At 41.2% G+C, this 9,076-nt stretch carries 9 protein-coding genes; 8 read left to right on the top strand and 1 reads right to left on the bottom strand.

The genetic code is table 11. The annotated features are described in order from the left end of the window. Positions 1 to 784: SH3 domain-containing protein (locus TY15_RS22210; RefSeq protein ID WP_187373559.1), on the bottom strand; the 784-nt coding region annotated here is incomplete at its 3' end. A gap of 251 nt (positions 785 to 1,035) precedes the next feature. Here TY15_RS22210 and ychF point away from each other — a divergent pair. The 8 genes from ychF (at position 1,036) to dnaB (ending at position 8,616) form a co-directional block, all read left to right on the top strand. Then, on the top strand, positions 1,036 to 2,136 hold the full coding sequence (ychF, locus tag TY15_RS22205) for a redox-regulated ATPase YchF (protein WP_040206688.1): 1,101 nt from the start codon (positions 1,036 to 1,038) through the stop codon (positions 2,134 to 2,136). A 182-nt stretch (positions 2,137 to 2,318) separates the two neighbouring features. After that, positions 2,319 to 2,606, top strand: coding sequence for a 30S ribosomal protein S6 (rpsF, locus tag TY15_RS22200; protein WP_040206690.1), 288 nt, complete (start codon positions 2,319 to 2,321; stop codon positions 2,604 to 2,606). A gap of 67 nt (positions 2,607 to 2,673) precedes the next feature. Continuing rightward, positions 2,674 to 3,198 (top strand): single-stranded DNA-binding protein, encoded by a 525-nt coding sequence (gene ssb / locus TY15_RS22195; RefSeq protein ID WP_040206692.1) that lies wholly within the window; start codon positions 2,674 to 2,676, stop codon positions 3,196 to 3,198. 48 nt (positions 3,199 to 3,246) lie between these two features. Continuing rightward, the gene (gene rpsR, locus TY15_RS22190; protein WP_007088219.1) at positions 3,247 to 3,486 is read left to right on the top strand and encodes a 30S ribosomal protein S18; all 240 of its coding nucleotides are present in this window, start codon (positions 3,247 to 3,249) and stop codon (positions 3,484 to 3,486) included. Positions 3,487 to 3,709: 223 nt separating this feature from the next. Then, the gene (locus TY15_RS22185; protein ID WP_040206695.1) at positions 3,710 to 4,654 is read left to right on the top strand and encodes a YybS family protein; all 945 of its coding nucleotides are present in this window, start codon (positions 3,710 to 3,712) and stop codon (positions 4,652 to 4,654) included. 25 nt (positions 4,655 to 4,679) lie between these two features. Beyond that, positions 4,680 to 6,653: a DHH family phosphoesterase gene (locus tag TY15_RS22180; RefSeq protein ID WP_040206704.1), complete on the top strand. Its 1,974-nt coding sequence runs from the start codon at positions 4,680 to 4,682 to the stop codon at positions 6,651 to 6,653. Continuing rightward, on the top strand, positions 6,650 to 7,099 hold the full coding sequence (gene rplI, locus TY15_RS22175) for a 50S ribosomal protein L9 (protein WP_040206696.1): 450 nt from the start codon (positions 6,650 to 6,652) through the stop codon (positions 7,097 to 7,099). Before TY15_RS22180 ends, rplI begins: the two co-directional genes overlap by 4 nt. Before the next feature lie 167 nt (positions 7,100 to 7,266). Then, positions 7,267 to 8,616, top strand: coding sequence for a replicative DNA helicase (gene dnaB / locus TY15_RS22170; RefSeq protein WP_040206697.1), 1,350 nt, complete (start codon positions 7,267 to 7,269; stop codon positions 8,614 to 8,616). Positions 8,617 to 9,076 lie beyond the last annotated feature (460 nt).

Here is a 9,076-nt window from a genome sequence, read left to right as displayed (position 1 = left end):
CTTGTACCTTCGCCCAGCCATTGGATTCAGAGTAGACTTTAACAGCCGTGTTTTTTGCCAATTTAACAATAACCGAAGCACTAGTTGAAGCACCATTGCGCATGTTCAAGGAGCCACTAGTTATATTCACATATTTTGTGGTTGTTGTAGTCGGACTTGTCGTTGTACTTGTGTTTGTCCCAGAAGTTGAGTTCGATAAAAAGCTTGAACTAACATAACCTGTTTTTCCATTTACCTGTACCTTGGCCCAGCCATTTGTTTCAGATAAGACTGTTACCATGGTTCCTTTGGAAAGGGTAGTTGAAATAGCGGCATTGGTGGAAGCACCATTACGCAAATTTAAAGAACCGCTACTCACGTTAACATATTTCTTTATGGGCGCTGACGGCGCTGAGCTAGTAGGATTTGAGGAAGATAAGTAGGTTATGCTAACATAACCAGTTTTCCCGTTCACCTGTACCTTGGCCCAGCCATTTGCTTCAGACAGGACAGTGACCGCTGTTCCTTTCGTGAGAGAGGCAAGGATGGCAGCATGGGTGGACGCGCTGGTTCGTACATTTAAGGAGCCGCTAGTAACATTGACAAATTTGGTTGTATTTACTACCTGATTGCTAACAGTAGTCTGTGTTGAGACGGTTGGCGCGGCATGCACCATTTTTTCAAATGCAACCGTTGATAATACGGCAAAACAAAAACTCGGTATGATTGCCTTTTTTACCAATTTCCCTGATACCCAAGGTCTGTCTATCTGTTTACTACCTTGTGGTAACATAGCCTTATTCATGATGAATCTCCCTCCCATAATCTAAACATTCTTTTAATTCATGCTATAAAACTAGCATTTTATTTAATAAACTTTACCATATTTTCTAAAATAATAGAGAAAATCCTGTTAAAAATTGTTGAAATTATCTAGATTAGGCAAGTTCTTGTCTTTTTGTAGACCAATGTCTATAATTGTGAAAGACTTGTCTATTTGGAAAAATAACAAAAACTTTATGTGAAATAGATTGATTTTTAGAGGAGTGAACGTGAATGGCTTTAACAGCTGGTATTGTAGGTTTACCGAACGTTGGAAAATCTACTTTATTTAACGCAATTACACAAGCAGGAGCGGAATCGGCGAACTATCCCTTCTGTACGATTGACCCGAACGTTGGTATCGTTGAGGTACCAGACCACCGTTTACAAAAATTAACTGAGCTTGTCCAACCCAAAAAGACAGTTCCAACAGCATTTGAATTTACCGATATTGCTGGAATTGTTAAAGGTGCAAGTAAAGGTGAAGGTCTTGGGAATAAGTTCCTTTCCCACATCCGCCAAGTGGATGCCATTTGCCAAGTGGTACGTTGCTTTGCTGATGAAAATATTACCCATGTTTCCGGAAAAGTCGATCCTATCGATGATATTGAGACGATCAATCTTGAATTGATTTTGGCTGATATGGAATCTGTTGAAAAGCGGATTAGCCGAGTTGAAAAATTGGCCAAGCAAAAGGATAAAGAGGCAGCTGCAGAATTCGAAGTCCTTGCGATGCTGCGTGATGCCTTTGAAGCGGAGAAACCAGCTCGTACCGTTGATTTTACTGATGAACAAATGAAGCTTGTCAAAGGTATGCATCTATTAACGATCAAGCCCGTTCTTTATGTGGCTAATGTGAGTGAAGATGATATTGCCGATCCGTCTGCAAATGAATATGTACAAAAAGTCCGTGAGTTTGCAGCAGCTGACAATGCCGAAGTGATTGTCATCTGTGCAAAAATCGAGGAAGAAATCGCTGAGCTTGAGGGTGAGGAAAAAGAGATGTTCCTCTCAGAGCTTGGGATTGAAGAATCAGGTTTAGATCAATTAATCCGTGCTGCCTATCATTTACTTGGGTTAGCGACATACTTTACCGCAGGTGTTCAGGAAGTGCGGGCGTGGACATTTAGAAAAGGAATGAAAGCTCCACAATGTGCAGGAATTATCCATTCTGATTTCGAACGCGGCTTTATTCGTGCCGAAATTGTTTCCTATGACGATTTACTTGCAGCTGGAAGTCATACGGCAGCGAAAGAAGCAGGTAAGGTCCGTTTAGAAGGTAAAGAATATGAAGTGAAAGATGGCGATGTCATCCACTTCCGTTTCAACGTATAAAAATTTGATCCCTCCATTCTTTGGAGGTTTTTTTATTAAGCTCAAAAAAGCACGGCGTATTAGGCTAGTCTCCCCAAGGTGCTTGCGCTTTTCTTGCGTCTGTGCTATAATTTCAACTTGTGAGTAATGAATAATTGCTCCTTGCCCATTCGGGCCGTTTAGACCAAAAGGAGGTGACTGTGATGAATAAGTACGAAATCATGTACATCATCCGCCCAAATATTGAAGATGAAGCGAAAAAAGCTCTTGTTGAGCGTTTTAACACAATTCTTCTTGATAACGGTGCGGAAACTGCTGAAACAAAAGATTGGGGTAAGCGTCGTCTTGCATATGAAATCAATGATTTCCGCGACGGATACTACGAAATCGCTAAAACAACATCTTCAGCTGCTGCAGTACAAGAATTTTCTCGTCTTGCAAAAATCAGCGAAGATATCATTCGCCATATCGTAATTAGAGAAGAAGCTTAATATATACAATTTCCGGATTATTTGTTTCACGTGAAACAATGATTCAGAAGAAAAGGAGTTGATTCTGATGATGAATCGTGTCGTGCTTGTTGGCCGTTTAACAAAAGATCCTGATTTGCGTTATACACCAAATGGGGTTCCTGTTGCTACATTTACTTTGGCAGTTAACCGTCCATTTTCTAGTCAATCAGGTGAGCGTGAAGCAGACTTTATTAACTGTGTTGTTTGGCGTAAACCTGCTGAGAATGTGGCGAACTTCTTGAAAAAAGGCAGCCTAGCAGGTGTTGATGGTCGCATTCAAACCCGCAACTATGAAGGACAAGATGGTAAACGTGTTTACGTTACAGAGGTTCAGGCAGAAAGTGTTCAATTTCTAGAACCTAAGTCATCGTCCGGTGGCGGCGGAGGAAGAAGCAACGATTATTATGGCGCCCCTCCTATGGAACCTCAAGGTAATTCCTATGGCAGCGGCAATCAGAATCAACGTTCTAATCAAAACCAAAACCAAAATAAAGGTTTTACCCGAATGGATGAAGATCCGTTTGCTGGAAATGGTCAAATTGACATCTCTGATGATGATTTACCATTTTAACCAAAACCTTTTAAGCGTTACGAATAAATAATAAAGGAGGGAATTTTCATGGCAGGAGGACGTAAAGGCGGTCGCGCAAAGCGTCGTAAAGTGTGCTATTTCACAGCAAATGGTATCACTCGCATCGATTATAAAGATGTTGATTTACTAAAAAAATTCATCTCTGAGCGTGGAAAGATTTTACCACGTCGTGTAACTGGTACTAGCGCTAAATACCAACGTAAACTAACAGTTGCAATCAAACGTGCACGTCAAATGGCATTACTACCATTTGTTGCAGGTGAATAAAAAATAATCTTAGTGCAAAGGATTTTCCCTTTGCTACGAAGGTTGAGGCAGTAAGGGATTAGCCCTTACTGCCTTTTTGCTTTTATTGGAAATTTACCGACGCACTTCGTTAGTTGTTTAGCTTGTGTGCACCACGCCATGGGTCTTTATGATTAAAAGGTTGAATAGCGGCTTGTAAATAGCTAAAATAGAAGGATAGGCTTAGATATTTAGGGGTGTTGAAGTGAAAAATGTACGCAAACTAACTGAAGGTGCGATTCTTTTAGCTGCATTTACAGTTATTTTACTGGTCGTCATCTATGTCCCTGTTTTAGGGCCGTTATTGAATTTTGTTTTACCATTACCATTTATGATGTTTGCTGCAAAAAATAACATGAAATATATCGGTGCTTTTTTCGTGGCAGCTATATTACTTTCCTTTATTGCTGGTTCGCTTTTTGGTATTTCGATCATGTTGATTTATGGGGCAGTCGGAACGGTAATTGGCTATATGTTGCAAAAAAATCGAAGCCGAAACTCGATTTTAATTGCGGGTTCTCTCATGTTTATTGTTGGAATGATCATTTTTTATGTCGCTAGTGCTGCTTTTTTCCATTTCAATATTATTCATGAACTCACGGAAATGTTAAAAGAATCAACAAAAATGTCGCAAGATATGCTGAAGGCGTTAGGAAATGAGGAACAAATTAAACAGCTCAACCAGCAGAATGCCAATATGATTCAGATGATTCAAACATTGGCACCAGGTGCGCTAATAATTGCGTCTATTGGCTCTGTGTTTGTGATTCAGTGGATTTGTTTTCCCATCATCAAAAGGTTTGGAATTTCGGTACAGCCATGGGGCAAACTGCGCAACCTAACTTTGCCAAAGAGTCTCTTATGGTACTATTTAATCGCACTTGGGGGAATGCTTTTATTCCATCCTCAAGAAGGAACGTATGTATATTTAGCTTTAATCAATGCACGTTATATTTTGGAACTATTTTTGGTGCTCCAGGGAATGGCTTGTTTATTTTATATTTTTCATCAACGTAAAGTTGCCAAGGGACTTGGAGTGTTCATAGCAATTCTCACTTTCATCATACCAATAATTCATTATATAATAATGTTAGTAGGTATTACGGATATCGGCTTTGATTTTAGAAAACGATTTGAGAAAAAAGAGTAAAACTTACGTCAAGGAGCTGAAAACATTGCCTGCATTTTTTGAAAAGCGGTCAATTCGTTACCCTTTTTATGGGCTTATTGGCGTTACAGTGATCCTGCTCATTATCCTGTCCTTATATAATTTGATCTTAAGTATTGCCGGGGTACTATTACTGTTCTTCCCAATCTACTTTATGTTTGTCATTGACCACCGGGAGCGAAAAGAGATGGAGGAATATATCTCGACGCTTTCCTACCGTGTTAAAAAGGTAGGGGAAGAAGCTCTGATGGAAATGCCAATTGGGATTATGCTCATCAATGAGGAGTATTATATTGAATGGACAAATCCGTATCTGTCTTCCTGTTTTGGTGAGGAAAGCTTAGTTGGCAGGTCGCTTTATGATATAGCTGACGCGCTAATCCCACTGATCAAGCAAGAAGTTGAGGTAGAAGTCATTACCCTGCATGAACGGAAATTCCGCGTCGTTCATAAACGGGAAGAAAAACTTTTATACTTTTTTGACGTAACAGAACAAACGGAAATTGAGAAAAAGTATCAGGATGATCGTACGGCAATCGCGACAATCTTTTTGGACAATTATGATGATCTAACGCAAGGTATGGATGATCAGATGCGTGGCAGTATTAATAACTTAGTTACATCTATTTTAAATAAGTGGGCCCAAGATTATGGGATATTCTTAAAAAGAGTCTCATCGGAGCGATTTATTGCCGTCCTAAGCGAACGAATCCTTCATACGCTGGAAAAAGGGAAATTTTCCATCCTCGATGAGATTAGGGAAATGACCTCTAATCAAAATGTTTCCTTTACGTTGAGTATAGGCATTGGAACTGGAGTTTCTTCTTTATCTGAGTTAGGTGCCATGGCCCAATCTAGTTTAGATTTAGCCTTAGGAAGGGGTGGCGACCAAGTTGCCATCAAACTGCCAAACGGAAAAGTGAAATTCTTTGGGGGGAAAACAAACCCGATTGAGAAGCGAACAAGGGTAAGAGCACGTGTTATTTCACATGCATTACGGGATTTAATCATTGCTAGTGATAAAGTCATTATAATGGGACATAAAAATCCTGATATGGATTCAATTGGTTCCAGTATTGGGATATACAAGGTTGCTCAAATGAACCAAAAGGAAGCCTATATGGTGGTAAATATGCAGGAAATAGACAATAGTGTAAGGCGGCTAATGGATGAAATCCGCCAGCATGAGCAATTATATTCCCACTTTGTCGGTCCTGAACAGGCACTCGATATCGCAACAGATAAAACCCTGCTAGTCATTGTTGATACCCATAAACCTTCACTTGTCATTGAAGAACGGTTACTAAATAAAATTGATCATGTCGTTGTGATCGACCATCATCGCCGTGGGGAAGAATTTATCTCCACTCCATTGTTAGTCTATATGGAACCATATGCCTCTTCTACTGCTGAATTGGTTACGGAGTTTTTGGAATATCAGCCTAAGCGTGGAAAAATTGAGATGATTGAAGCAACTGCCCTATTAGCAGGGATTATTGTCGATACGAAAAGCTTTACATTACGGACAGGTTCTAGGACCTTTGATGCGGCCTCCTATTTACGGGCACATGGAGCCGATACCGTTCTCGTTCAAAAGTTTTTGAAAGAGGATGTCGATACATATATAAAAAGGTCAAAGTTAATTGAATCAGTCGCCTTTTACCGTGATGGGATTGGAATTGCAAAAGGAACGGATGAAGACGTTCATGATCAAGTGATCATTGCCCAAGCGGCCGATACGCTGCTGTCGATGGATGGTGTCCTGGCCTCCTTTGTCATTGCAAGACGAGCTGAAGGGATGATTGCGATTAGTGCCAGGTCACTTGGCAATATCAATGTCCAGGTCATTATGGAAAGTCTTAAAGGCGGCGGTCATTTAACAAATGCTGCGACCCAGCTAACGGGCCTATCAATTGAAGAAACTGAGGCACAATTAAAGTTGGCAATTGATGAATACTTTGAGGGAGTGAAAAAAGAATGAAAGTAATTTTTTTAAAGGATGTAAAAGGTAAAGGAAAAAAAGGCGAAGTTAAAAATGTTGCCGATGGGTATGCACAAAACTTTTTACTCAAGCAAGGTTTAGCTAAAGAGGCAAATAGTGCGAATATCAGCACATTAGATGCGCAAAAAAAGAAAGAAGAAAAACTTGCTGCTGAAGAATTAGCTGAGGCGAAAAAGTTGAAAGAAGCATTGGACAAAATTACCGTTGAATTACCAGCTAAAGCTGGTGAAGGCGGCCGCTTATTTGGCTCGATTACGACGAAGCAAATTGCCGAAGAACTTCAAAAGAAACATGGGCTAAAAATTGATAAGCGCAAAATGGAGTTAGCAGATGCCATCCGTACGCTAGGCCACACGAAGGTTCCAGTGAAGCTGCACCATGAAGTGACTGCCACTTTAACTGTTTCAGTAACAGAGGTTAAATAATTGAATTAAAATTTGCCAGTACGAAAGTTCGCTTAAACATGATAGAATGAAATAAGTAATGGTAGTAACAATGATTGTGATCGGTTTTTACTGGTCACTTTTTCTTTTTGAGATAGGATATTTTTTTCATAGATAATCATCCTTGTAAACGAGGAGGTTTTTAATAGATGAATGATGTATATGCGGATCGTATGCCGCCACAAAATATTGAGGCAGAACAGGCTGTATTAGGGGCTATTTTTTTAGAGCCATCTGCTCTAACATTGGCGTCAGAAATATTAATTCCTGAAGATTTTTATCGTGCCTCCCATCAAAAAATCTTTAATGTGATGCTAGATTTAAATGATCAAGGGAAAGCGGTTGACCTTGTTACGGTAACAGAGGAGCTGGCAGCAGCTAAATTAATCGAGGATATTGGCGGAGTCAGTTATTTAAGTGACTTGTCTGGCTCCGTTCCAACTGCTGCGAATATTGAATATTATGCTAGAATCGTAGAGGAAAAGTCGTTACTAAGAAGATTGATTCGGACAGCCACGACTATTGCATCTGACGGTTATTCGCGTGAAGACGAAGTGGAAGCCTTATTAAGTGAGGCTGAGAAAAGTATTATGGAGGTGGCGCAGCGGAAGAATGCTGGGGCCTTCCATAATATCAAGGATGTGCTAGTCCGCACGTATGACAATATTGAAGAAATGCATAACCGTGTCGGTGAAATTACGGGTATTTCTACGGGCTTTGCTGAACTGGATCGGATGACAGCAGGGTTCCAGCGTAACGACTTAATTATTGTCGGGGCCCGTCCTTCTGTTGGTAAAACAGCGTTTGCCTTGAATATTGCTGCAAACGTGGCGACGAAGACCGGCGAGAATGTCGCGATTTTCAGTCTCGAGATGGGGGCTGAACAGCTTGTCATGCGTATGCTTTGTTCAGAAGGGAATATCGATGCGCAGAGATTACGGACGGGTTCTCTGACGGATGAGGACTGGGGTAAGCTGACGATGGCGATGGGAAGTCTCTCCAATTCCGGAATCTTTATTGATGATACTCCAGGGGTTAGGATTAGTGAGATCCGTTCAAAATGTCGCCGTTTGCAGCAGGAGCACGGCCTAGGTATGATCCTGATTGATTATTTGCAGTTGATCCTAGGGAGCGGTCGATCAGGCGAGAATCGTCAGCAAGAGGTTTCTGAGATTTCTCGTTCCCTCAAGCAGTTAGCTCGTGAGCTTAAGGTACCGGTTATTGCACTTTCGCAGCTTTCCCGTGGTGTGGAACAGCGGCAGGATAAGCGTCCGATGATGTCGGATATCCGTGAATCCGGAAGTATCGAGCAGGATGCCGATATCGTGGCATTCTTGTATCGTGATGACTATTATGATAAGGAATCAGAGAATAAGAACATCATTGAGATCATTATTGCCAAGCAGCGTAATGGTCCAACAGGTACGGTCTCATTGGCGTTTGTGAAGGAATATAATAAGTTCGTTAACCTCGAGACGCGTTATAATGAGGGTGCATAGATGTAGGCTAGCCAATTTTTTGGCTAGCCTTTTTAGATAGATTGCTAGTAAATGGCAAAGGGATTTGGAGAGGGATTATAAAGGGAACTAGTAGTAGTCAAGGAGACTAATGCCCGAGAAGGCAGGAAAAAAGAAAGGGCGGTAACTAGTCGAGGCGACTAATGCCCGAGGAGGCAGGAAAAAAGAAAGGGCAGTAACTAGTCGAGGAGACTAATGCCCGAGGAGGCAGGAAAAAGGAAAGGGCGGTAAGTAGTCGAGGCGACTAATGCCCGAGAAGGCAGAAAAAGGGGAAAAGTGGTAAGTAGTCGAGGCGACTAATGCCCGAGGAGGCAAGAAAAGGGGAAAAATGGTAACTAGTCGAGGCGACTAATGCCCGAGGAGGTAGGAAAAAGGAAAGGGCGGTAAGTAGTCGAGGCGACTAATGCCCGAGGAGGCAAGAAAAGGGGAAAAATGGTAAGTA

The sequence above is a fragment of the Neobacillus jeddahensis genome, from assembly GCF_000612625.1.
In the GTDB taxonomy this organism is placed as follows: domain Bacteria; phylum Bacillota; class Bacilli; order Bacillales; family Cytobacillaceae; genus Neobacillus; species Neobacillus jeddahensis.
Note: the sequence above shows the minus strand (reverse complement) of the source record. Positions and strands in the feature narration are given on the sequence as shown.